This window comes from Streptomyces sp. NPDC007896, assembly GCF_042959425.1.
GTDB lineage: Bacteria > Actinomycetota > Actinomycetes > Streptomycetales > Streptomycetaceae > Streptomyces.
This window is the reverse complement of sequence record NZ_JBIBKX010000028.1, coordinates 40,521-64,609: the sequence shown is the minus strand read 5'-3', so window position 1 is coordinate 64,609 and position 24,089 is coordinate 40,521. Positions and strand designations below refer to the sequence as shown.

General features: G+C 69.1%; 19 protein-coding genes and 4 pseudogenes. 11 read left to right on the top strand and 12 right to left on the bottom strand.

The window, feature by feature from the left end; genetic code table 11:
* Positions 1–19: 19 nt before the first annotated feature.
* The 6 genes from ACFZDJ_RS50730 to ACFZDJ_RS50705 all read right to left on the bottom strand — a co-directional run bounded on the left by ACFZDJ_RS50730 (position 20) and on the right by ACFZDJ_RS50705 (position 6,663).
* Complete coding sequence (locus tag ACFZDJ_RS50730; protein WP_384926825.1) at positions 20–355, bottom strand: hypothetical protein; 336 nt, start codon at positions 353–355, stop codon at positions 20–22.
* Positions 356–526: 171 nt separating this feature from the next.
* Positions 527–1,954 carry a cellulose binding domain-containing protein gene (locus ACFZDJ_RS50725; protein ID WP_391069748.1) on the bottom strand — a complete coding sequence of 476 codons (1,428 nt, stop codon included), beginning with the start codon at positions 1,952–1,954 and terminating at the stop codon, positions 527–529.
* A 48-nt stretch (positions 1,955–2,002) separates the two neighbouring features.
* A complete protein-coding gene (locus ACFZDJ_RS50720) occupies positions 2,003–3,535 on the bottom strand; it encodes a family 20 glycosylhydrolase (RefSeq protein ID WP_391069746.1) in 1,533 nt (510 codons plus the stop codon).
* Positions 3,536–3,578: 43 nt separating this feature from the next.
* Complete coding sequence (locus tag ACFZDJ_RS50715) at positions 3,579–4,418, bottom strand: ABC transporter permease subunit (RefSeq protein ID WP_390939181.1); 840 nt, start codon at positions 4,416–4,418, stop codon at positions 3,579–3,581.
* Positions 4,415–5,404 (bottom strand): ABC transporter permease subunit, encoded by a 990-nt coding sequence (locus tag ACFZDJ_RS50710; protein WP_391069744.1) that lies wholly within the window; start codon positions 5,402–5,404, stop codon positions 4,415–4,417. Before ACFZDJ_RS50710 ends, ACFZDJ_RS50715 begins: the two co-directional genes overlap by 4 nt.
* Positions 5,405–5,433: 29 nt before the next feature.
* Positions 5,434–6,663, bottom strand: a complete 1,230-nt coding sequence (locus ACFZDJ_RS50705) for an extracellular solute-binding protein (protein ID WP_391069815.1) — start codon at positions 6,661–6,663, stop codon at positions 5,434–5,436.
* Positions 6,664–6,964: 301 nt separating this feature from the next.
* On the opposite strand from ACFZDJ_RS50705, the gene ACFZDJ_RS50700 reads away from it, so the two are divergent.
* Entirely contained in the window at positions 6,965–7,804 is an 840-nt protein-coding gene (locus tag ACFZDJ_RS50700) for a UTRA domain-containing protein (protein WP_390939177.1), read from the top strand.
* A 73-nt stretch (positions 7,805–7,877) separates the two neighbouring features.
* Here ACFZDJ_RS50700 and ACFZDJ_RS50695 read toward each other — a convergent pair whose 3' ends face one another.
* The 3 genes from ACFZDJ_RS50695 to ACFZDJ_RS50685 all read right to left on the bottom strand — a co-directional run bounded on the left by ACFZDJ_RS50695 (position 7,878) and on the right by ACFZDJ_RS50685 (position 10,923).
* Positions 7,878–8,660, bottom strand: coding sequence for an SDR family NAD(P)-dependent oxidoreductase (locus ACFZDJ_RS50695; protein WP_391069742.1), 783 nt, complete (start codon positions 8,658–8,660; stop codon positions 7,878–7,880).
* A gap of 171 nt (positions 8,661–8,831) precedes the next feature.
* Entirely contained in the window at positions 8,832–9,671 is an 840-nt protein-coding gene (locus ACFZDJ_RS50690) for an SDR family NAD(P)-dependent oxidoreductase (protein WP_391069740.1), read from the bottom strand.
* A 376-nt stretch (positions 9,672–10,047) separates the two neighbouring features.
* Positions 10,048–10,923 (bottom strand): helix-turn-helix domain-containing protein, encoded by an 876-nt coding sequence (locus ACFZDJ_RS50685; RefSeq protein ID WP_391069739.1) that lies wholly within the window; start codon positions 10,921–10,923, stop codon positions 10,048–10,050.
* 241 nt (positions 10,924–11,164) lie between these two features.
* Here ACFZDJ_RS50685 and ACFZDJ_RS50680 point away from each other — a divergent pair, with 241 nt between their 5' ends.
* From ACFZDJ_RS50680 to cynS, 3 genes are all read left to right on the top strand, one after another.
* Positions 11,165–12,037 carry a helix-turn-helix domain-containing protein gene (locus tag ACFZDJ_RS50680; RefSeq protein ID WP_391069737.1) on the top strand — a complete coding sequence of 291 codons (873 nt, stop codon included), beginning with the start codon at positions 11,165–11,167 and terminating at the stop codon, positions 12,035–12,037.
* Between the two features lie 158 nt (positions 12,038–12,195).
* Entirely contained in the window at positions 12,196–12,762 is a 567-nt protein-coding gene (locus tag ACFZDJ_RS50675) for a flavin reductase (RefSeq protein WP_390939167.1), read from the top strand.
* 113 nt (positions 12,763–12,875) lie between these two features.
* Positions 12,876–13,319, top strand: coding sequence for a cyanase (cynS, locus tag ACFZDJ_RS50670; protein ID WP_391069735.1), 444 nt, complete (start codon positions 12,876–12,878; stop codon positions 13,317–13,319).
* A gap of 6 nt (positions 13,320–13,325) precedes the next feature.
* On the opposite strand, the pseudogene ACFZDJ_RS50665 reads toward cynS, so the two are convergent.
* Positions 13,326–13,625 (bottom strand): annotated as a pseudogene (locus ACFZDJ_RS50665) (helix-turn-helix domain-containing protein); the annotation flags it as partial.
* 311 nt (positions 13,626–13,936) lie between these two features.
* Here ACFZDJ_RS50665 and ACFZDJ_RS50660 point away from each other — a divergent pair.
* The 6 genes and pseudogenes from ACFZDJ_RS50660 to ACFZDJ_RS50635 all read left to right on the top strand — a co-directional run.
* On the top strand, positions 13,937–14,542 hold the full coding sequence (locus ACFZDJ_RS50660; protein ID WP_391069814.1) for a methyltransferase domain-containing protein: 606 nt from the start codon (positions 13,937–13,939) through the stop codon (positions 14,540–14,542).
* A 205-nt stretch (positions 14,543–14,747) separates the two neighbouring features.
* Positions 14,748–15,947 carry a molybdopterin-binding protein gene (locus ACFZDJ_RS50655; protein WP_391069734.1) on the top strand — a complete coding sequence of 400 codons (1,200 nt, stop codon included), beginning with the start codon at positions 14,748–14,750 and terminating at the stop codon, positions 15,945–15,947.
* A gap of 130 nt (positions 15,948–16,077) precedes the next feature.
* On the top strand, positions 16,078–16,770 hold the full coding sequence (locus tag ACFZDJ_RS50650; RefSeq protein ID WP_391069732.1) for a M24 family metallopeptidase: 693 nt from the start codon (positions 16,078–16,080) through the stop codon (positions 16,768–16,770).
* Between the two features lie 364 nt (positions 16,771–17,134).
* A pseudogene (locus tag ACFZDJ_RS50645) lies at positions 17,135–17,482 on the top strand (fibronectin type III domain-containing protein); the annotation flags it as partial.
* Between the two features lie 181 nt (positions 17,483–17,663).
* Entirely contained in the window at positions 17,664–18,734 is a 1,071-nt protein-coding gene (locus ACFZDJ_RS50640) for a metallophosphoesterase (protein WP_391069730.1), read from the top strand.
* Between the two features lie 550 nt (positions 18,735–19,284).
* Positions 19,285–20,013, top strand: a pseudogene (locus ACFZDJ_RS50635) (helicase-related protein); the annotation flags it as partial.
* A gap of 305 nt (positions 20,014–20,318) precedes the next feature.
* Here ACFZDJ_RS50635 and ACFZDJ_RS50630 read toward each other — a convergent pair.
* The gene (locus ACFZDJ_RS50630; protein WP_391069728.1) at positions 20,319–22,607 is read right to left on the bottom strand and encodes an alpha-L-fucosidase; all 2,289 of its coding nucleotides are present in this window, start codon (positions 22,605–22,607) and stop codon (positions 20,319–20,321) included.
* An 88-nt stretch (positions 22,608–22,695) separates the two neighbouring features.
* On the opposite strand from ACFZDJ_RS50630, the pseudogene ACFZDJ_RS50625 reads away from it, so the two are divergent.
* Positions 22,696–22,944: pseudogene (locus ACFZDJ_RS50625) on the top strand (hypothetical protein); the annotation flags it as partial.
* A gap of 126 nt (positions 22,945–23,070) precedes the next feature.
* Here ACFZDJ_RS50625 and ACFZDJ_RS50620 read toward each other — a convergent pair.
* Positions 23,071–24,021 carry an expansin EXLX1 family cellulose-binding protein gene (locus ACFZDJ_RS50620; protein WP_391069726.1) on the bottom strand — a complete coding sequence of 317 codons (951 nt, stop codon included), beginning with the start codon at positions 24,019–24,021 and terminating at the stop codon, positions 23,071–23,073.
* Positions 24,022–24,089 lie beyond the last annotated feature (68 nt).

The following is a 24,089-nucleotide window of genomic DNA, read 5'->3' as shown; positions in this document are numbered from 1 at the left end:
GTATCAGGGGGCTGCCGGATCACTCCGGATGGGCCACTGCCTCCTTCTGCAGTTGTACCGCCGCCAGCAGGCTCAGTTTCGGTTCCGCCTGGCGCAGCGCCCGCACCGCCGCGACCGAGGTGATGTCCCCGGTGAAGCCGACGTCGGCCAGCCGGGAGCGGACCCAGCGGGCACGCAGCTGGGTCTCGGTGGCGGAGGCGGTGGACTCGACGAGCGCGGCAGCGCGTTCCAGACCGAGGCGCTCTTCGGGCGAGGCCTCGGCCAGTGCCTGGCGCAGGGTCGCCGCGACCATGTCCGCGTCCCGGATGGCCAGCACGAAGTTGTTCTTCTTGCTCAGTCCCGTGATTCCTGTCATGGGGATCAGACTGACTGCCCTGTTCTCCGCGTGCCAAGCGACTTGAGGAGGTTCAGAGGCTCGGCCCACTCGCCGCCGGCCTGTGCCGCCGGGGCGGCGGGCCGCGCACCCGGTGCGTGCCTGCGCGCCGGGTGCGCCGTCGCCCTGGCCTTTCGTCATCGGGCGAGGGGATCAGCTGCTGGGGACGGTGTCCTCGAACGTGGTGCCCGCGCTGCGGTACGCCGTCACCTTGGCGGCGACCTGCGCCGGCGTGAGGACCTGGTCCTTGACGTGCAGGACGTAGTCGACCTGCTCGTCGTACGCCCGCGCGGTGGTGCTGGTCTGGCCCGCGAGGTCGATCAGCCACTGGTTGAAGTTGATCGACATCGGCCGCTCCGGCAGGTACGCGGAGTCATGAGTGCCGAAGAGCTGTCCGTCGATGTAGTACTTGATGCTGCTGTTGTCGATGGTCAGCACCAGGTCGTGCCAGCCGTTGTAGCTCTGCCTGCCCTCGGTGTGCTGGTTGACCGCCACCCACGGGTCGGCCTGGTAGGTCTCCCAGGACGTCGTGTAGAGGATGTCGGAGGTCTCGCCCCAGCCGCCGTTGGGCAGGTACTCGAAGTCGTACTCGGAGTAGTCGTCCGCCATCGGTGCCGTGAGGTCGTTGATGGTGAAGAACGTCTGGACGAGGTGGTCGCCGTCCGGGCCGTACTTGGGCGCGTCGTTGAACTTGACCCGGGCCGCGTAGGTGCCGTTCTTGAACTTGCGCGCGTTGGTGACGATCTCGGTCTGCTTGGTGCTCTCCCCGGTGCCGGACGTCGAGGTCTCCAGGTTCATGACGGAGTTGCCGCTCGTGGTGGCGAAGGTGACCTTGTCGGGCGCCCAGGTGGCGCCGGACACGCCGGGGCCGCCGGAGGTGGACCGCACGCTCCACCCGTGCGCCGAGACCTTCGGGTCGTTGTAGGCGCTGTAGTTGAAGTCGTCGAACAGCGTGGCGCCGGTGGCCGGAGGGTCGGTCGGCGGGTCGGTGGGCGGGTTCGTCGGGTCGTTGTCAGCGGGGGCCTGGCCCCACAGCGTGGTGCCGGACAGCTGCGCGGTGACCTTGGACCAGTCGGCGTACGACGTCTGGGAGGCGCCGAAGGAGTAGTCGTCGCTCTGGTTGAGCGACTGCCACGTCGACTGGTAGAAGCGCAGCTGCATGTCGCCGGTGTCGGCGCCCGGCGCGAGCGTGCCGGCGCCGGAGGTGAAGCCGATCTCCAGGTAGCGGTCGGCCGTGGCGGTCGGGTTGGCGAGCGTGCCGAAGGTGCCCGTGACGTTGGCGCAGCCCTTGACGGCCCAGGAACAGGCGAAGCGATAGGACGCGCCGGCCGAGTCGGCCTTGAAGTAGTAGCGGATCTTGACGTTCGCCAGTTGCACGGACGTGCTGCCGGTGTTCTTCACCTTGAACCAGGGTTCGGACTGGTCGGCGGTGGCTCCCGTGGCGCTCGTACGGTACTGGACGCTCAGCCCGTCGCCGGCGGCGCTCGCGGTGGCCGGGAGTGCGGTGAGCGCGGCGGCGCCCATGGCCACCGCGACGGCGGCGGACGCTGCGGCGCGTAGCCGGTTCTTCGCGAATCTCATGGTTGTTCCTCTCCAGAAAGGTGGGGTGATTCCCGGAACGGGACAGGGTCAGGGGTGTTGCCGGACATCGAGGGCGTCGAGCCGTACGGTGTGCTCGTCGAGGCGGGAGCGGAAGTCGGCCCAGTCGGTCGCGCCGCTCCAGGCGCGGTCGGCGAGGGCACACAGGCGCGGGTAGGTCAGGTACTCGATGTGGGCGGGCGTCGTGACGAACTCGGTCCACAGCTGGGTCTGGGTGCCGAGCACCCGCCCGGCCACGTCCGGGTCCGCGTCCTCGGGTACGGGATCGTGGGCGTGGACGGCGCGCAGATCGACGACGCCTTCGGGCTGGGCCAGTGGCTCGCGCGGGTCGCCGGACTGGGCGTAGTCGAGGTAGGTGGCCCGGTGGTAGGCGCTGACGACGGGGTGGCCGTGGCGGGCCGCCGTCAGAGTGTGCGCCGAGTCGCGCCAGGTCATCACGGTGAAGTCGAGGGGCAGTTCGGCGCCGGTCTCGGCCCAGCCGACCGGGCGGCGTCCGTGCCGGACGAGGAAGTCGCCGATCAGCCCGAGGAACCAGCCGTGCAGGGCCCCGGGGCCCGGCAGGCCCTGCGCCACCGCTCGCTCCCGCGCGGCGACACTGTGCGTCCACTCGGTGGTGGGGCACTCCTCGCCGCCGACGTGGATGTACGGCGAGGGGAAGACGTCCATGACCTCGTCGAGGACGGTGCGGCAGAAGTCGAGGACCTCGTCGTGGACACCGAGGACGGTGTCGCACACCCCCCAGCGGGTCCAGACGTCGAGGGTGCGCTCCGGATGGTTGCCCAGTTCGGGGTAGGCGGCGAGGGCGGCGCGTACATGGCCGGGCATCTCTATCTCCGGCATGACGGTGACGCCGCGAGCGGCCGCGTACCGGACCAGGCCGACGAGTTCGTCCCGTGTGTACGCCCCGCCGTGCGGGATGCCGTCGTACGTGTCGCTGCCGGCCGGGCCCTTCTGGGACTCGGCGCGGTGGCCGCCGACCTCGGTGAGCCTGGGCAGTGCGGCGACCGGCATGCGCCAGCCCTGGTCGTCGGTGAGATGCAGATGGAACACGCTGATCTTGTGCAGGGCCAGCAGGTCGACGTACCGGCGCAGGTAGGAGACGGGCTGGAAGTGGCGTGCCACGTCCAGCATCGCGCCGCGCCAGGGGTGGCGGGGGACGTCGGTGATCTCGGCACACGGCAGCAGCCACCGTGTACCGCGCTGCGGAGTGTCCGACAATGCCTGAGGAGGCAGGAGTTGGCGGAGCGTCTGGATGCCGCGCAGCAGACCGGTCAGGTGCGCGGCGCGCAGCAGCACGGCGTGCGGGGCGACGGTGAGCCCGTACCCCTCGTCGCCGAGGCCGGTGAGTCCGGGGTCGAGCGTCAGGGCGAACTGTCCGGCCGGGGAGGGCCGCAGGGACAGCCCGGTGGCGGGGGCGAGCAGGGTGCGCAGCAGGTCCGCGGCCGGTTCGGCGCCCGCGCCGATGTGCAGTCCGGTGCCGGCGTCGAGAGTGAAGTGTCCCGGCCGGAGTGCGGCCTTGGTGGGGCGGGGTACGAGGGTGAGCAAGGATCGCTGTGCGGGCATGGATCAGCTCCGGGACGGGGTCGCGTGGGGGTGGGGTGTGAGGTCAGCCCTTGACTGCGCCGGCCGCGAAGCCGGAGGTGACATGGCGCTGGAGCAGCAGGAACACCACCAGCGCCGGGGCGGCGAAGAGGGTCGAGGCGGCCATCGTGGCGCCCCAGTCGGTTCCGAAGACGTTCTGGAACGAGGACAGCCACACGGGCAGGGTGCGGTTGTCCTGCTGCTTGATGATCAGGAAGTTGGCGTAGGCGAACTCGTTCCAGGCGGTGATATAGCCGAACAGCGAGGTGGCCATCAGGCCCGGGGCAAGGAGCGGGAACGCTATGTGCCGGAACGCGCCGAGCCGGGTGCAGCCGTCGACCTGGGCGGACTCCTCCAGCTCCGGGGGGATCGTGGCGATGAAGCCGCGCAGGACGATGATGGTGAAGGGCAGCGTCATCATGAAGTAGACGAGGGTCAGGGTCGGCAGCCGGTCGAGCATGTCGGTGTCCCGGGAGATGATGTAGACCGGGATGATCAGTGATTCCCAGGGCGCCATCTGCGCGATGAAGACCATGAGCATGAACTGCCGGCGCCCCTTCCACTTCATCCGGGCGACCGCGTAGGCGGCGCCGAGCGCGATGACGAGGGCGAGCAGGACGGCGCTCAGCGTGACGAGAATGCTGTTGCGCCAGAACAGGCCGAAGCCTGCGGCGCCGACGGCGGTCCGGAAGTGGTCGAGTGTCCAGGTCCGAGGGACGATCCGGGGGTTGTCGGACTGGATGTCGCGGGTCGGGGTGAACGCGGTGGCGACCATCCAGTAGACCGGGAAGAGACAGACCACCACCGTGACGACGGCGGCGGCGTTCAGGGGCAGACGGCGGATGCGGGGCCGGGTCGTGCTCATGCGAGCTCGTCCTCCTGGCGGAACATCTGGCGGAAGTAGAAGACGAGCACGCCCGACATCAGCACGACGGTGACCATGGAGGCCGCCGAACCGAGGTCGTAGCGCTGGCGCGACAGGGCGGTCTGCACCGCGTACACGGGCAGGATCGTGGTCGCGTCGCCGGGCCCGCCGTTGGTCATGACCCAGATCTGGACGAACGCCTTGAAGGTCCAGATCACCTCGAGCGAGAACACCAGCATGAAGATCGGCCGGACCATGGGGAAGGTGATGGAGCGGAAGATCCGCGGCGCCGACGCCCCGTCGAGCCGCGCCGACTCGTACAGCTCGGTGGGGACGGTGGTGAGGGCCGAGTACAGGGTGATCGCGGCGAAGGGCACGGACTGCCATACGACGAGGACGACCACGATGGCGAAGGCGGCCGGTCCGTGCGCGAACCAGGGGTAGCGGTGGAAGGACTCGAATCCCAGGTCGGTCAGGACCGCGTTGACGATGCCGAACTCCGAGTGGAACAGCCACTGGAAGACGGTGGTCGCCGCGATGACGGGCATCGCCCAGGTCAGCACGAGCGCGCTGAGGACCGCGGTCCGGCCGAACCGGCCGAGCCGCTCGACCATGAGCGCGACCAGCGTGGACAGCACCATGATCAGGACGACGTTGATCGCCATGAAGAGGAAGGTGCGGCGCACGACCTCCCAGAAGCGGCCGTCCCCCAGCAGCGTCTCGTAGTTCTTGAATCCGACGAAACGTGCGCCGCCCAGGATGAGTTGGCGCAGGCCGAAGTCCTGCAGCGATATCACCACGGCACGGACCAGGGGATAGACGAGCAGATAGAGCGTGCCGAGGACGGCGGGGGCGATCAGTACGTACGGCCAGATCCCACGGCCGGTGGACTTCGACGGGCGGCGCGGCCCTGGACCGGTGGAGCGCCGGGGCGGCCCGGTACCGAGTGGGGGGCGGGGGGCGGTCTGCTCGCGGACGGCCGACACGGCGCTCCTCCTTCCGGTGCGTGGACGGTTCAGGAGCCGGAGTTCATGGCCGCGGTGATGGCCGCGGACGCGGTGGCGGCCTTCTTCTGGATGTCTCCTCCGGTGAGGACGGCCGTCATGTAGTCCTTGATCGGGTTCTTGGCCTCCACGGCGGCCCAGCCGGGGGTGTTGGGTGTGGCGTGGCCCTGGGCGGCGCCGACCGCCATGGCCGCGGCACCGGGGTCGGCTGCGACCGCGGAGGCCAGGGTGGTCTTGTTCGGGACGTAGCTCATGGCGACGGCGAGCTTCTTCTGCCAGGTGTCGCCGGTGAGTTCCTTGACGAAGGTGTAGGCCGCGTCCTGCTTGGTGGACGCCGTGGGGATGACGAGGTCGGAGCCGCCGGTGAAGACCGCGCCGGGCTTGTCGGCGGCCTTCCCCGGGATCGGGAAGAAGCCGAGCTTTCCCTTCAGCGCCGGGTTGTTCTGGATGACGACGTTGGCGCCGCCGGGTGTCGAGATGACCTGGGCGACCTTCCCCTTGGCCATGACGTCCGCCTGCGGGGGGTTGGCCTCGTCGGAGTCCTTGGGGCCCTTGCCGAGGGCCTGGAGTTTCTCGTAGAACTCCATACCGCGGATCGCCTCGGGGGAGTCCAGCGTGCCCTTCCACTTGCCGCCGGACTCGGTGGCGAGGCCGCCGCCCTCGTCCCAGACGAAGCCCGCGAGGGTGTACCAGTTCTGGCCGGGCAGATAGATGCCTTGCGTGTCACCGGTGTTGAGCTTCCTGGTGGCGGCGATCCACTGGTCGCGGGTCTTGATGGCGGTCGCGTCGACGCCCGCCTCCTTGAAGAGGTCGGTCCGGTAGATGACGACGCGGTTGGCGGCGTAGTACGGAATGCCGTACTGCTTGCCCTCGTAGACGCCCGGCTCCGCGAGACCCTTGAGCCAGTTCTTCCCCCCGAGGTCGTCGACCTTGTCGCTGAGGTCGAGCAGCCCCCCGCTCTGCGCGAACTGGGCGACCTGGGTGTTGCCGGTCTCGATGACGTCCGGTGCGTCGTTGCTGGCGAGGGCGGCTGTGACCTTCTCGCCGATCCCGTCCCACTCCTGGATCTGCACCTTGACCTTGATGTCCGGGTGAGCGGTCTCGAAGCCCTTGACGAACTCGTTCTGGAACTGGGCCGAGACGCTGTCGCGCATCAGCCAGACGTCGATGGTGGTGCTCCCGCCGGAGCTGTCGTCGGAGGTATCGGAGGAGCTACTGCAGGCACTCAGCCCGGCCGTCATCACGAGCACGGACACACCGGCAAACAAGCGGAGCTTCACGGTTCACCTCTGGAGGACATGACCTGACCACCTGACCAGTGAAGTCCACTGGACAGCTCACCTCTTGATGTGGGGTTGAAGGTGGCATAGACCAATCGAGGGCGTCAACCCCCCGTACTTCAAAGGGTTTTGGGGCGCAGGCCAGTCGGGATCTGGGGGATCATCTCTCGGTGGCAGTTACACTTGCCTGATCGAGGGGGCAGTTGCGGGTGACCACTGGTCAACTGGTTAACTGGATATTCCGCGCATGAGGGAGGGCACCATGAAGGCTGACGCACCAGGTGCGGTGCTCAAACGGGAGCGAGTTCGCGACTTCATCCTCGATCTCATCGAGTCACAGCGCCCGGGAGACGCGATCCCCTCCGAGCGTTCCCTGTGTGCCCGCCTGGGCGTGTCCCGCCCGACCCTGCGCGCGGCGGTCGACGAGCTCGTCGCCGCGGGTCTCCTGGTCCGGGAGCACGGTCGCGGCATGTTCGTGGCACCCGAGAAGATCACCCAGGAACTCGTCTCGGGTCAGCAGGCCATGACGGTGCCCCAGGCCTCCGGGACCTGGTCGAGTCGCCTGCTGGAGTTCACCACCATTCCGGCCGGCGCGCGTGTGGGCCGCAAGTTGCGCATCTCGCCCGCCGTCGAGATCGTGTACGTGGCACGGCTGCGCCAGGTCGACGGCGCCCCGATGGCCATCGAGCATCTGCACATCAGGGCCGATCTGGTCCCCACCCTGTCCGCCCAGGAACTGGAAGCCGGCGACCTGTACGAGCACCTGCGCGAACAGCATGGCGTGCACGTCCAGGAGGCTGTACAGGCGATCGAGCCGACCGTCGTCACCCGGGCGGAGGCCGAGCTGCTCGACGTGCCCGAGCTGTCCCCGGCGCTGCTCTTCGAGCGGCTCACCTCGGACACCACGGGGCAGCCCGTCGAGTACGTCCACTCGATCTACCGCGGCGACCGCTATCGCATCGTCTCCCGGCTCACCCTCGGCCCCTCGGCCGCGGTGCCGCCGGCCAGGCTCGGCCACCACCCCGGCATCCCCCCGGGCGACTTCGCCCACCGCGACACCATCGCGTCCTCCACGCACGGGGACATCCAGTCGGCACCGTGAGCCACCCCGGTGCCGGGCTGGCGGGGGAGGAACAGCCGAGTGCTGTTCCTCCCCCGCCATGACGGGACCGACCTCAGATGGCCTGAGCCGTGGGCATGATGGTGATCTCGGTGAGGTTGACGTGGCGGGGCACGGCGGCCATGAAGGCGACGGTTTCGGCGATGTCGGCGCTCTGGAGGCAGTCGATGTCGTGAATGAGGTCGGCCATCAGCTTGGAGGCGTCGGGGTCGGTGACGTGGTCGGGGAGTTCGGTGTCGACCATGCCGGGTTCGATGGTGGCGACGCGGACCATCTTGGGGCCGAGTTCGACGCGGAGCAGTCGGGTGAGGTGGCTGATGTAGGCCTTGGTGCCCGAGTAGATCGAGAACTTCGCCAGGATGCGGGTGGCCGCGATGGACGAGGTGTTGATCAGGTCGGCGGGCTTGCCCTGGGTGGCGGAGTCCGTCAGGTGGGGGAGGAACGCGGCGATGACGTTCATCAGGCCGCTGATGTTGAGGTCGATCTGGCGCTGCCAGTCGTCGACCTTGAGTTCCTCGATGCCGGAGATGAGCTGGACGCCGGCGTTGTTGAACACGAGGTCGGCCTTGCCGAAGCGCTCGGCGACCTGGTCGGCGGCGGTCTGGACGGCGGCGCGGTCGGTGACGTCGACGGCCAGGGCGAGTGCCGTGCCGCCGGCGGCCTCGATGTTCTTGACCAGGCTGTCGAGGCGCTCCTTGCGCCGGGCCAGTACGACCACCGTGGCACCGAGCTCGGCGAGGCGCTCGGCGGTGACGGCACCCATGCCGCTGGAGGCGCCGGAGACGACAGCGACACGGCCGGCCAGGGGAGTGCCGGTGAGCAGAGCAGCAGACATCACAAAACCTCAGTCTCTGTGATCGGAAGGGGGGAATACCGGATTGATCGGAGGGGGGAGTGTCGGAATGATCGGAAAACGGGGCCAGCCGGATCGGTGTGGTGCCCGGCCGGGCCGGGCGTCCTGCCCGGCAGGGCTGCTTGAGGAGGCTGTGCGTGCCCGACCGCGATGGCGTCAGGCGGCGTCGTCATGCGCGGTGGCGGCGGACTTCTCGCGCCACGGGGCGAGATCGTCCTGCACCTGCTGGTACTTGACCTCGAGCCGCTCGAGGGTGTCGAGCCCGAGGTAGAGGTGCGTGGGCAGCTTCTCGGTGGAAGCGACCTCGACGATCAGGGCGGCGCCCTTGACGGGGTCGCCGAGCTGGGCGTGGTTGGCCCGGTCGATCCAGTCCAGCGTCACGTGCGCGGGAGTGTCGTCGTAGTCGGTGATGCGGTTCGCGGCGACCGACAGGGAGCTGGCGTCGAGGAAGTCGGTGCGGAAGACGCCCGGCTCGACGACCATCGACTGGATCCCGAACGGCGCCATCTCGGCGGAGAGCGCTTCGCTGATGCCGGCGACCGCGAACTTCGACGCGCTGTACAGGCTGACGCCGGGCTCGCCCTCGAAACCGGACCGGGAACCGATGTGCACCAGCCTGCCGGACCCCTGCTTGCGCATGACGGGCAGTACGGCACGGGTGACGTTGATCAGGCCGAAGACGTTGAGGTCGAACAGTGACCGGGCCTCCGCGTCGGTGATCTCCTCCAACGCGCCGAGCAGGCCGCGGCCGGCGTTGTTGACCAGGACGTCGATGCCGCCGAACCGGTTCACGGCGGCCTCGACCGCCCGCGGGATGCTGTCGTTGTCCGTGACGTCCAGGGCGACCGCGAAGACGTTGTCGGAGTTCTTCAGATCGGCCGGCACGCGTTCCGGGTTTCGTACGGCGACCACGACATTGTTACCGCCGGCCAGAGCGGCGCGGGCGATTTCAGCGCCGATTCCACGGGAGGCGCCGGTGACAAACCACGTAGCCATGGGAAAGACCTCTTTCGTCGCTTCCCCTTCTCGGGGATTTCCTGTTGACGTATTCGAGTGTGCCCGTCGGCTACGGCGGTATGAAGGCCGCGCTTTTCCTGGGAGTCCCACACCCAGGAAGACGAGGCAGCCATGCCGAGCCGATGCCCGGGCGAAGTACCGGAGGCTGCGGCGCGAGCGCGCCGTCGAGGACGTGTTGCGGGCGAGGGGTCCTTGAGCCGAGGTGGGCTGGGACCACAGCCGTCCGTCCCGCCAGATGAGCCGCGACGTGCGGAAAACGTGCGGAAGCTGGTTTTCAGTCCGCTGACACCCGACGCGGTGCATATTTTCGGTGACTTCTTGGATCGAATTCCGGGTGCCGTCGACGGCACCCGGCTCAGGCGCCGTGTGCGGGATTCTGCTGGTGAGGTATTTCAGGTGCGCCGATGGAGCTCAGCAGGGCCAGACCGTCGGCGGAGGGGGAGCCCGGCTCGGCCTGCAGGATGACGAGCTGCTGTCCCGGAACACTGCGGATGCCGAGGGCCTCATGCCGCAACTCCAGATCTCCCACGCCGGAGTGGTGGATCTGCTTGACGTCGTAGGGTGGGACCCGGGTGTACTCGCGTGCCCACAGGGAGCGGAACTCCCCGCTGTGCACCGACAGTTCACCGACGAGCTCCAGGATGCGGGGATCCTCGGGCGTGCTTGCGGCGGACTGCTGAAGGTCGGCGACCGCACGGTGCTTGGCCCGCTCCGCGTTCCTGTAGAAGGTCTTCGCCGCGGGGTCCAGAAAGAGCATGCGCAGCACGTTGTCGTGCTGCGCGAAGTCGCGGTAGAGCGCGTCGGCCAATGCGTTGGTGGCCAGCAGGTCCTGGGCATGGCCGACGATGAAGGCCGGCGTCCTGGTCCAGCTTTCGATCAGTTGCCGCAGATGCGGGCGGACACGCTCGACCCGGAAGGGTCGCTTCGTGCGGCGGGTTGCCGGCTGGGCCAGCCGGAAGAGTTCCCGCTTGTCCTCCTCCCCGAGTTGCAGCACGCGGGCCATGGCCTCCAGCACTCGGAGCGAGGGGCTGAGTTCACGGCCCTGCTCGAGTCGGCTGTAGTAGCTCGGACTGACACCTGCGAGCGTCGCGACCTCGTCACGCCGCAAGCCGGGCACTCGTCGCCGGCCGGCGCTGGGCAGTCCTGCGTCCACGGGGCTGAGGCGTTCCCTGCGGGAGCGGAGGAACCGACCCAGCCCTTCAACCGAGTCAGCGCGCGTGTCGTTGTCCATGCTGCCGAGGCTAGGCGGAAAACGCCCGGAAAGCTTCCGCCGACGGTGGGTGCATTACACCCAGGATTGCGGGCTCCCGGGTGGCACAAGGAGCCGACGGACGACAAAGGAGCCGACGGACGACAAGAGGCCACCCAAGTACGCCAAGACGGTGAATTACTCTGTGTGCAGAGTGTGCGACTTGGTGCAATAGTCCGCGACCGGCACTTCTCATCGGCCGGAAACCATCTAGTCTTGCCACATGAGCAATGGGACACCTTTGGGTGATTTCCTCAGAGCCCGCCGAGAGGCCCTCAAGCCGCACGACGTCGGTCTCCCCGAACATGGGCGACGTCGGGTGCCGGGACTGCGCAGAGAGGAAGTCGCGCTGCTCGCCGGGGTCAGTTCCGACTACTACATCAGGCTGGAACAGGGGCGCGAAAACAGCCCGTCCCCGCAGGTGCTCGAGGCCGTGGCGCAAGCGCTGAAACTGGATGCGGAGGCCGCCGACCATCTCAACCGCCTCTGTCTGACCTCCTCGCAGCGCCCGCACGGCTGGGGAGAGGCGGACGTCAGTCAGCAGTTGTTGCAGCTGATGGACGGGTGGGAGCACACTCCGGCCTTCGTCATCGGCCCGGCCCTCGACATCATGGCGGGCAACTCCCTTGCCACGGCTCTCCACAGTGGGTTCGAACAGTTCGACAACCTCGCACGCATGGTCTTCGTCGACCCGGCAGGACGCGAGTTCTACCAGGAATGGGAGCGTGCGGCGCACTCCTGTGTCGCCGAACTCAGGGCAGCCTACGGCCACGATCCCGAATCGGCCCGCATCGCCGAGGTCGTGGCGGAACTGTCCGCCCAGAGCGAGGAGTTCGCAGAGATTTGGCAGATGCACGAGGTCAAGGGAAAGTCCCAGGAAGGGAAGCATCTCAAGCACCCCGTGGTCGGAGACCTGCATATCAAGTTCGCGGCATTCACGGTCAATGGGGCCCCGCATCAGCAACTGGTGGTCTATCAGGCTGAGCCGGCCAGCCCGACCGCGGATGCCTTCGAGACTCTGAGGACCATGGCCACCGATCCGAAGCATGCCCAGGCGGCTGTGCCCGCGTCCGACCTCGCCGCCAAGGAGCAGTAGCGGCGAACGTGAGCAGGTGAGCCGGTGGAGGCTGGTCCTGCCGCACCCAGGAACAACGCGGCCTTCATAGCGGTGTGCCCGACTGCCGACACTCGATTCGACAGACAGAGCGCCGGCCGGGATGCCGACGCGCGGATCGCACGGCACCAGGAGCAGACATGATCACCGTGAAGGACCTTCAGCCCCACCCCCTGGACCAGGTTCACCGTCTGATCGAGCCTGGCCCCGTTATCCTGGTCACCACCCGGCACCGCGGCATCCCGAACGTGATGACCAACGGGTTCAACATGATGGTGCGCCATGACCCGCCTCTGATCGCGTGCACCATCGGCCCCTGGGACCACAGCTATCAGGCTCTGGTCGAAACCGGCGAGTGCGTCATCTCGGTCCCGACGGCGGACATGGCTGCCACCGTGGTCGACATCGGCAACTGCTCGGGCGCCGACGTGGACAAGTTCGAGGAGTTCGACCTGACCGCCGTATCCGCTGCGGAGGTCCAGGCGCCACTGGTGGCCGAATGCTTCGCCAACATCGAGTGCAGGGTCGCCGACAGCAGCCTCGTGGCCCCCTACAGCCTCTTCCTGCTGGAGGCCGTCAGGGCGTGGACCGACCCCTCCGAGCCCCAACCGCAGCTGTTTCACCACCGCGGAGACGGGACCTTCACCCTGGACGGGCCGACCGTGGACCTGAAGGACCGCATGACCAAGTGGCAGTACCTCGTGTAGGCCAGTAGGGCCAGTGCGTTAGTAGGCCAGTGGGTCAATAGGTCAATGCCCCGACACGGCTCCTACTCTGGTGTGACGTGCGACCAGGACCACCGCCGTCAAGGGAGATGCACATGCTCACCAAGCAGGAAGCCGCCGAAGCCGTACGTCAGGCCAAGGTGAAGACCGGGGTCACATGGGCCCAACTGGCCGAAGCGGTCGGCAAGCCGCTCGCCTGGACCACGGCGGCCCTGCTCGGCCAGCACCCGATGGGCAAGGACGAGGCGGCCACAGCGGCGGCACTGCTCGAACTCGGTGACGACGCCGCCCTGGCCTTCCAACTCCAGCCGACCCGGGGAGCCCTGGACGCGGCCGTCCCCGTGGATCCCACGATCTACCGTCTCTACGAGGTCGTCCAAGTGTACGGGCCGACCATCAAGGAGCTGATCCACGAGCAGTGCGGCGACGGCATCATGAGCGCGATCAACTTCCGGCTCGACGTCCGGCGTGTTCCTGACCCCGAGGGCGACCGGGTCGTCATCACCCTCGACGGGAAGTACCTGCCTTACCAGTGGTAGTGACTAACGGACGCCCTTCACCGAGGCGAAGAAGTTGGTGTAGGCACGCTCCACATCCCGCAGTGCCTGCTGCAGTACCACTGCCGACACCTCGCCCAGCCAGTGCCGCCCGGACGTGGTCTTCGCCTGAGTGATCAGCGTCTTCGACAGCACGGCCGCGCCCGGGTACGGGGATCTCTCCCGCCGGGCCTGTTCACGGGCGGCAACCGCGTCGTTGTACACCACCCGCGCACACCCGAATGCCCGCGCCAGCGCAGCACGCTGGCCCAGATTCGGGTCGAGACGGAAGGCATACCGAAGCTGCATGATCCGGACGCTAACACCCACCACCGACACCCCGGACCCGATCAGCCGAACCCAGCCCCGCCGGAACACTCCTGCACTGCCGTCACGCGGGCAACACCGGCCTGGACAAAGCACTGCCCGGCTCCGCCGCGCAGCCCTACGGGCGCTCCGCGCCCGCTCCACTGGAGGTCGACGTCGCCGCGGTCGACGCCTTCGCAACCGCGTTCCCGGATGACGCGGCTGCCGCGCCGGGCGTGCGCGAGGACGCGCTCGAAGAGCTGGCGGTCCTCGCGCCCCACCGGGCCCGGGTACTGGATCGGTTCGCCGCGCTGGTGGCGGCCCGCGCCGGCTACACGTCGACCCGTACGTTCTTCACGCCGAGGGCGGAGACCTGGGAGGAGCGCTTCGCGGCCGACGGACCCGTCTACGCGGCTGCCGTGGCCCGGATGGGGATCGGCGCGGGGCAGACGGTGGTCGACCTGGGGTGCGGCACCGGACGGGCGCTGCCCGCGCTGCGGGCGGGAGTCGGAGACAAGGGTGTGGTCCTCGGGGTGGACGTCACCGCGGCGATGCTCGACGCCGCCGCCCGGCACGGCCGTAACGAGATTGCGGCGTTGCTGCTCGCCGACGCCTGCCACCTGCCCCTGTCCTCCGGCTCGGTGGACGGCATCTTCAGCGCCGGACTCATCAACCACCTTCCCGAACCCGCACCGGCACTGGGCGAATGGGCCCGGGTGACCGCTCCGGGCGGCACCCTCCTGCTCTTCCACCCCTCGGGCCGCGTCGGACGCGCCGCCCGGCACGGCCGCCCACTGGACCCCGACGACCCGCTGGCCGAGACCAACCTGCGGCCCGCGCTGGATGCGGCCGGCTGGCGGCTGGCCCGTTACGAGGACGCGCGGCAGCACTTCCTGGCCCGTGCCGTACGGGTCGGCTGAGCCTCTCGGCTCAGTGCCTGGGACGAGAACTACGGCTCCAGCCGGACGCGGTCCGAGTTCCACGGGCGGTACGGCTGGTCGTGTGCACCCGCCGCCTCACCGCCTCACCGCCTCACCGCCCCAGCGAGGCAGGCGTGAGCGGCTTGGTGCGCGGCGGCAACTTCCGGCGCCATAGGGGGTAAAACGACGGCGGCACGGTGGACACATGACCGTACTTGCCGCAGCCCCGGTGACCTCCTGCCGCGACGGGCCGTGGTCGCGGGCGCGCGAACTGGCCCACGCGGCCCCCACGCCCCTGCCCGCCGGGCAGGTAGCGCTCACACGGGCCGCCGGACTGACGCTGGCCGAGGACCTGTGCGCCCGGCAGCCACTGCCGGCCTTCGACACCGCGGCCATGGACGGATACGCCGTCGCCGGCCCCGGACCGTGGCTGCTGTCGGCCGGAGCGATGCGCGCGGGTGCCACCGAGGCGCCGGCGGGACTGGCCGGCGGCGAGGCGGTGGAGATCTCCACCGGGGCGCAGATGCCCCGCGGCGCCGAGGCGGTGCTGCCACTGGAGCACGCGGTGCGGGACGGGGCGACGGTACGCGGCCCGGTGCCGGCTCCCGGGGAACACCTCCGCCGGGTGGGCGAGGACGCTTCAGCGGGCGCGTGCCTGGCGCCGGCAGGGACGCGGGTCGGTCCCGCCCTGCTCGGCCTGGCCGCCGCCTGCGGCCAGGACATGCTGCCGGTACGGCCCAGGGCCCGCGTCCGGATCCTGGTCACCGGCGACGAACTGATCCGTTCCGGGCAGCCCGCCCCCGGCCAGGTACGCGACGCGCTGGGCCCGTTGCTGCCGCCGCTGGTGCACACGCTCGGCGGCAAGGTCACCGACGTACGCCCCGTGCCGGACCACCCCGTGGGGTCACTGGCCACCGTCGTGCTCACCACGTCGTACGACACCGAGGTGATCGTGGTGACCGGCTCCACCTCGGTCGGAGCCACCGACCAGCTGAGGCGGCTGCTGGTCGAGCACGGAGCCCGGTGGGTGGTGGACGCGGTCGCCGTCCGCCCCGGCCACCCTCAACTGCTCGCCCGACTCCCCGACCGCCGCTGGATCGTGGGCCTTCCCGGAAATCCGTACGCGGCCCTGACCGCCGCCCACACCCTGCTCGCCCCACTCCTCGCAGGCCTGACCGGACGCCCACTGCCGGCCCTGCCCCGCATCCCGCTGACCGGTGACATCACCGCCGCCCCCGGTCGTACCCGGCTGATCCCCGTCACCTGGGACGGCGCCACCGCCAGCCCCGTCGGCGGACACCGGCCCGCGTTCCTGCACGGCGCCGCCCTCGCCGACGCGCTCGCCGCCGTACCACCGGATTGGCAGCCCCACACCCCGGTGCCGCTGATCCCGCTGACGGGATGAGGGGCACCGCACGCCGCTGCGCCGGACTGTCCGGCACTTCGGTCATAGGGCGTGGACTGGTCCTGGCGGCGACTGCAGCCGTGACGAACCAGGTTGCCGGACGATGATTCACACGCCTACGGTCGGCCCCATGGCGGATGACGAACCCACGCGCGCCGCGCGTCTGCTGGATGCCCAGGCGAAGGCCGAGCGGCTGTTCGCGGAGATCGAGGTGCGCGGGCTGGTCGCGCCGGGGGAGGGCGAACGGGCGGTCAGTGACCGGATCCGGGACCTGGCGAACGAACTGTTCGGCACGACCCGCCACTGGCACAAGCGGATCGTGCGCTCGGGCCCGAACACGCTGAAGCCGTACCGGGAGAATCCGCCGGACCGGGTGATCGGCGCGGACGACATCGTGTTCGCCGACTTCGGGCCCATCTTCGAGGAGTACGAGGCCGACTTCGGGCGCACCTTCGTCCTCGGCGACGACCCGGTCAAGCAGCGGCTGCGCGACGACCTGCCCAAGGTCTTCGCGGCCGGGCGGCACTTCTTCGAGCGCGACCCGGACATCACCGGCAAGCGGCTGTACGCCGAGGTCGAGCGGCTTGCTACCGACGCGGGCTGGGAACTGGGCGGCTGGCACGCCGGACACCTGGTCGGCGAGTTCCCGCACGAGACGATCGACGGTGCGGACGTCGAGTCGTATGTCGCGCCCGGCAACGACACCCCGATGCGGCGGACCGACAAGGCCGGGCGCCGCTGCCACTGGATCCTCGAGATCCACCTCGTCGACCGGGGGCGCGAGTTCGGCGGCTTCTACGAGGAACGGCTCGACCTCGGCTGATCCGTCGCGCCCGCATCACGAAGGGCGACCGGGCTGAAGGGACCCGCTCATCGACCTGGCGCCGAGCGGGCCGATCGCGTACTGGCGGAGCCCCTGCCCTCTCTGTCCTGCCCAACTGGCGTCCAGTGGCGTCCAGCGCCCGGTCACGTCGTGAGGCCGCCGCACGGGCCGCCGTTGAGCGGATGCGCGGGGCGGTCGCGTCAACGGCGGGGCGGCCACTGGCAAAGGCAGGGGCAAGAATCGCCTCCGTGGCCCGCCACTCGCGGCGCAATGACCGTCTGGCAACGCACCGTTCACTCAGGGGCCGCCGGGGCGCGCCAGGGTGCGGTCGTTGTCAGCTCAACTGCTCGCCAGAGAGGGCACCATGGCCACACAGACAGGGACACCGGACGGGTCGACGCAGTCTTCCGAGGGGGTCAGCCGTCGCCACGCGCTGGGCCTCCTCGGTACGGCAGGGGCCGGCGCGGCCGTCACCCCGTTGCTGGGAGCAGGTACGGCACAGGCCGCTCCGGCCCTTCACCTCACCGCGGACTCGGCCGGTGCGCCGCCGGTCCAAGGGCTGCACCTGACCTTCGGGGCAGACCCGCGCACCCAGATGACGGTGTCGTGGATCACCGACAGACCGGTGACCAGACCCGTTGTGCACTACGGCACGCTGGAGCACGGCTTCGGATCCAGCGCCGACGCCCGGACCGTCACCTACGTGGACGGCACCTCCAGCCGTACCGTCTATGTTCACCACGCCTCGCTGAACCGGCTCACCCCAGGGCACCGACTACGTCTACCTCGCCACCCACGAGGGGACGACGCCCGACAGCGGTACGTTCCGCACCGCTCCGCGCGGACGGAAGCCGTTCACCTTCACCAGCTTCGGCGACCAGTCCGCTCCGCAGGTGACCTGGGCGGCCAACGGCACGGTGGCGCTCGACGCGAACTCCACCCCCGCGACGAAGGACATCGTCACCGGCATCGAGCAGGTCGCCCCGCTCTTCCATCTGCTCAACGGCGACCTGTGCTACGCGAACCTGGACGTCGACCGGGTGCGTACCTGGAACAACTTCTTCACCAACAACACCCGTTCCGCGCGCTTCCGCCCCTGGATGCCCGCAGCCGGCAACCACGAGATCGAGAAGGCCAACGGCCCACTCGGGCTCGGCGCCTACCAGACCTACTTCACCCTCCCCTCGACCGAGACCGACGCCGAACTCGCGGGCCTGTGGTACGCGTTCACGGTCGGCTCCGTCCGGGTGATCGTGCTGCAGAACGACGACAACTGCCTCCAGGACGGTGGCGACGTCTACATCAGCGGCTACTCCGGCGGACGGCAACTCGCCTTCCTGGAAAAGGAGCTGAAGGCGGCGCGCTCCTCCGGGGACATCGACTGGGTGGTCGTCGCCATGCACCAGGTCATGATCAGCTCCTCGGACGCGAACGGCGCCGACCTCGGTCTGCGCCAGAAGTACGGTCCCCTGTTCGACAGGTACGGCGTGGACCTCGTGCTGTGCGGCCATGAGCACAACTACGAGCGCTCGCTCGCCGTCCGCGGCGTCGTCACCGGCAGCGAGACGCTGACCCCTCGTCCGGTCTCCCAGGCCACCGACTCCATCGACACCGGTCTTGGCACCGTGCACATGATCCTCGGCGGCGGAGGCGTCTCGGGCACGACGAACGAGAAGTTCTTCACGGACGGCACCGCCAAGGTGATCACCGCTGTGTCGGCGACCCCCGGCTCCAACGGCAAGCGCACCTCCACCTACACCAAGGAGGAGGCGGTCTGGACCGGAGTCCGGGACATCGAGCACCCCTACGGCTTCGCCGCCTTCACCGTCGACCCCGGCCGGCACGCCGGTGACACCACCCGCATGCACGTGACCTACTACAACGTGAACAAGCCGAACGGCGACCTGTCGGTGTTCGAGACCTTCACGCTCCACCGCCGGCGCTCCGACGGCCACTCGAGGTGACCCTGCCGCCGGTCCGCCACCGGCACCGGCCCATGGACGTGGTCGCGTCGGGACGAGGCAGGGGTGAACCGCACACCAGCACACCGGGATCCAGTTCTGGCTCTACATCGGTGTAGGCCGTGCCGAATGCGCTTGACGCTCATCGAGCAGTCCCTGAGCCGAGAGCACTGCGCGTGAAAGGTGCCTGACGGGTACACGCCCAGGTCAGGCGCCTTTCTTTGCGGGTCTGGAAGAAGCCCGACTTCGAGGCTGGGGGTGTCCCTGTGGCGCCACATGGCGCAGATCGTTCGAAGCGTTTTCTGGCGTTCACAAGGTCCAGGGCGGGGGCGTTTCTCAGGTGGAGGCCTTGTGGTCCAGGTGCGTCGAGGCAATCCGCGCAGGCAGGTCCGGCTGTCGTTCCTCGGCCTGGCGGCGCGGCCGCGGGAGGCTCAGGCGGCGTGCCCCGTGCTAACGCTGAGCGTTTGCAGCGTCGCTGTGCCGGTGCTCCGTCAGGTGTCCCTGGCTGGTGGCCGCGTCCCCGCCGCGCCTTCCTCGGTACGGTCCCTTCGGACCCGCCGTCCACTCCGTGGACCCCTCGTCCGGCGCGGTCTCTGCGATCGTGCACCACGTCTTCGCCGTGCACGGCCCGGACCGGTACGCCGTGACCACGGAGATCGCCGCCCGGCTGCGTCCTGCTGTTCCTGGACACCAAGCACGGCGTCGACCAGCTCACGCGGCATCTGCGGGCCAGCGGCGTGGCCGCCGCCGCACTGCACAGCGGCAAGTCGCAGCCGCAGCGCCCCCGGACGCTGGCCCGGTTCAAGAACGGGCAGGTCACCTCGCTGGTAGCGACGAACGTCGCCGCACGCGGCCTGCACGTCGACGACCTCGACCTCGTGGTCAACGTCGCCCCGGCCACCGACCCGAAGGACTATCTGCACCGCGCGGGCCGCACGGCCCGGGTCGGACGCTCCGGCACCGTCGTGACACTCGTGCTGTCGGGACAGCGGCGCGAGACGAGCCAGGTCACGGCGGACGCCGGCGTCGTCCCCAAGGTCACCAAAGTGCGGTCCGGCGAGCGGAGATAAGCCGGATCACCGGCGACAAGGCCCCCTCCGGAAAGCCTCTCGACGTCGGGCCCGCCGCACCGCGCCCCAAGAACCACAACGCCCCGTTCCGCGGCCTGGGCAGCACCATGGACGCGAAGAGCGGCTCCGGCGGCAGGTCGTCCCGCACGAGCAGCGAGGCCCGCGAGATCGCGGAGGTCCGCAAGGCGGCCCGGGTGCGGCGCGGCGGCTGATTCCGGCCGTAGGGGTGCCGTGCCCCTGTGGTGGCTGCCGTGGAGATGAGCTGTACGAGGCGGCTGAGGGCGGGGAACCAGCCGTTGTAGACGCTGACGCTGTCGAGTTGGGGAAAGGGGCGCAGGCGTCGGCCACGGTGGGCGCCGCACCCGGCCCGTGACCTTCCCCGTCCTGAAACCCGGTGGCCGCCTCGGCGTATCCGACGTCGCGTGGGCTGCGGGGGGCATTCGGGGAACGGGGTCACGTCCTGGCAGGATGTGACCCCGTTTTCGCCGGTCAGGTACGGCCTCGGGCGGGTGGCCGGTCAGAGGCTGACGATCTGCCAGTCCTGGTTGGAGCCGTCGGTCACGGGCCACTGGATGACTTTGGTGCCGTCGGTGGTGGAGGCGTTGGCGACGTCGGCGCACCGGCCGGTGCGGACGTTGACGAGCCGGTAGTAGCCGCTGGTGGCCGAGGGGACCAGCTTCCACCACTGGTTGTCACCGCCGTTGTCGGACTCCTGGGTCAGGGTGGCGCCCTGGGTGCTGTTGGGGCTCTGCAGGAGCTTGCCGCTCTTGACGTTGGCCAGTCGGAACGATCCGTCGGTGTTCGGCAGGAGGCTCCACTGCTGGTTGGTCCCGCCGCCGTAGGGCCACTGGATGAGCGTGGCGCCGTCGGCGGTCGAGGCGTTGCTGACGTCCAGCGCCTTGCCGCTGTTGCGGTTGATCACCTTGTAGGTGCCCAGGTCCGCGGTGAAGGGCCGGTCGTAGACCTCCAGGTTGCGGACGGACGCGTACACCCCGGCGGGCAGCCCGGTGACGGTGACGCGGACGTAGCGTGCCTGGGCCTGGAACACGGCCGTCTGGACCTGGCTTGTGCCGGCGGTGGCGGTGTTGTCGACGAGTGTGGTCCACGTGCTGTTGTCGGTGGAGCCCTCGATTTTGTACTGGTAGTTGGTCTTGTCCCGTTCCCAGGCGATCCGGGTGCCGGTCAGTGAGCGGGTCGAGCCGAGGTCGACCTTGAGCCAGTGGCCGGTGTTTCCGTCGTTGGCGCACCAGCGGGTGGCGGTGGCTCCGTCGACCGCCTTGGCCGCGGTGTTGCCCTTGGAGGTCTCCTCACTGTCGGCGGTCGCGGTCCTGCCGGTGGCGACGTCGGCAGGCTGCACGGGGCGGTCCAGTGCGACGCCGACGACGCTGTCCTGGGGGTGGGTGGTGCGGTCGATGCCGTTGACCGTGATCCGGCCGTCGCCTTCGACCGAGTACGACAGGTTGGCACCGGAGCGCACATCGAAGACCCGAGTGACCTGGGCGTCCCCGATCGACGGGGTGGTGAAGGTGGTGCCGCTGTAGCCGGGCAGCAGGTGGGTGTAGAAGGTGTTGTCCTTGTACGTGAAGCCGTACTGGCCGTCGACCGGGTTCCACGGTCCGCCGCGAGTGCCGTAGACGGACTGGCCGCAGGCGGTCATGAAGGTGCCGATCTGGCGCAGGAGGGCGGCCTGGGCGTCGGAGACGGTGCCGTGCCGGTCCGGGCCGACGTTGACCATCACGGTCATGTTCCGCACCCAGCAGTTGACCAGGATGTTCAGGGCGGTGCCGTAGCTCATGACAGCGGTGTTGGAGTAGCCCCACGTGCCGATGATGCTGAAGACCTTCTCGACGAGCCTGCCGGTGCGGATCGCCCCGGTCGGGACCCCCGGGCCCTCGTCGCTGTCGTAGTCGCCCTTCCAGCCGGAGCGTGAGGTGGCGACGATGTCGGGCTGGTGCTTACGGACCATGCCCATCAGTCCCAGCGGCTTGCCACTGGCGTCCGTCTCGCCGTAAGTGGCGTCCACCTGCCACTGGTTGGCGGTGTCGCGGAACTGGCCGGGCTCCCAGAAGAACGCGCCGTCCGCGTCGGTGCCCTGCTCGGCGATCCAGCCGCCGTCCCACCACAGGTCGTCGATCACGCCGTACTGGGTGACCAGCTCCTTGACCGACTCGTACACCTCGGTCTTCATGATCCGTGCGTTCTCCTTGTGCGCCGGATCGGTGGTGTAATTCCACGGGTTGCTCGCGCAGTTGGTGCCGGTGACGTCGTAGTAGCCGGGGTAGCGCCAGTCGATGGGCGAGTAGTACAGGCCCACCTTCAGCCCGGCCGCCCGCACCGCCGCCACGTAGTCCTTGACGAAGTCACGCTTGAGCGGTGCCTGTCCGGAGCTCCAGGCGTTGGGGTGGTTCAGCGGCCACATCGCGAACCCGTCGTGGTGACGGGTGGTCAGCGTCGTGTACTTCGCCCCGAAGTCCTTCGCCAACTGCGCCCAGGCCGCCGGGTCGTAGGCGTCGGCGGTGAACTGCTCACTCGTCGCGTCGGTGACGTACTTCCGGTAGTCCGCAGGCGTGACCGGCCCGGCGTGCATCCACCACTCGCCCTTGGCCGGGCCCGCGTACGGCCCCCAGTGGATGAACATGCCCAGCTTGGCGTCCATCAGCCACTGGATCTTGGAGTCCGGCTGCTGTTCCAGACCCAGGTCGACCTTGGGGATCCGCAGGGGAGGGAGCGGCAGGGGGATGGCGGCCGTCGCCGCGTACGCGGGTGTCGCCAGTGCGGCGGAGCCGACCGTGGCGGCCACCGTCATGGCCGCCAATCCGGCGAGAACTGATCTTCGTGAGATGGATTCCGGCACTGTGTATGCGTCCTGTTCGGTCGTCGGAACGCCGCCCGGAGTCGGCGGCCACAACTGGAACGTCTACAAGGGCACCAACGGGTCGAACCAGGTGTTCTCGTTCCTGCGGACGTCCGACTCCAACTCCGGCACCGTGGACGTCAAGCCGGTCCTCAACTGGATCGCGTACACCAAGGGCTGGATGCCCGGCAACGAAGTCATCGGCGACGTGCAGTTCGGCTATGAGATCACCTCGTCGTCCGGCGGACTCAACTTCAACACCAACAACCTGACCGTCAGCGGCGGCTGACCCGACAGCAGTGACATGAGGGCCGAGGTCGGTCCGCGTCCTTTCTCAGGCGCGGTCGACCTCGGCCCTCAGTGCGTTGCGGTCCGCGAAGATGGCTTCGACGTCGGCCTTGGGCGGGCGGTGGGATCAGTGTCGGGCGAACTGGACCTGGGTGGGTTGCGCGACGTTCGGCCGCACCGCGATTCCGTTGATGGTCAACCGTTCGCCGTAGATGTCGGTGAGTCTGATCGCGCTGCCGCACCCGCTGCCGTCCGCGGAGATGAAGTAGTTGTAGGAGGTGCGGGGCAGTCGCCGCCAGCCGCCCGCGGTGCGGACCTCAAGCCTGGCGACGGGGTTGCGGTGGCCGATCGCCTGGATGCCGCACCAGTAGCGGCTGGATCCGGTCTTGTACCGGATGGAGATCATGTTGGAGATGCTGGGGCTCACCAGGCTCCAGGTGATGGGGATCCGGCCGACCTTGAGGTCGGCCAGTTTGGCGAATGCCTGTTGGCTGAGGTCGAGTTGCCCGGGTGCACAGGGCAGGGGGCATTCGTTGGTGATGCGTACCGTGATGGATTTGCCGTTGGCCGCGTGTACGAGCACGTATGCGCCGCACGCCCTGGACGTCTCGTAGTCGGTGGTGTTCATGGCCGCGATCATGAGGTCGGGGCTGGGGCCGAACAGGCAGGCGCCGTTTCCGTCCGCGGCCTCGTAGGCGGTGGCGACGCCCCGGTAGCTGGTGTGCGGCTGAATCCGTCCTGCCTGCGCAGTTGTTGTAGCGGGCTTTTGCTTGGGCTCCGGGGTGTGAGTGGGTGACGGTCGCGCCGACTTGGTGGTCGAGGCACCCGTCGGGCTGGGCGAGCCGGTTGGGCTCGCCGTCGCGGCCGGGGTAGCCCTCTCGCCGCCGGCGGCGGTGGCTTTCACCTGGGTGCTGGCGAGGGGTGTGGCTGCGGCAGGCCCTGCGTCGACGTTGCGGTCGGGGAGCAACGCCATGACCAGGTAGGCGACAACGCCCGCGGCGATCAGCGCCGATGTGCCGGCCAGCATGAGCCTGCGTCTTTGTCTGCGCTGCCGCGCGGCCTGCCTCGATGTGTTCATTTCCTGTCCGTTCGCAAGATCGAGCCGATGGTGCACTACTGAGTGACCACCGGAAGCGCAAAGGTTGC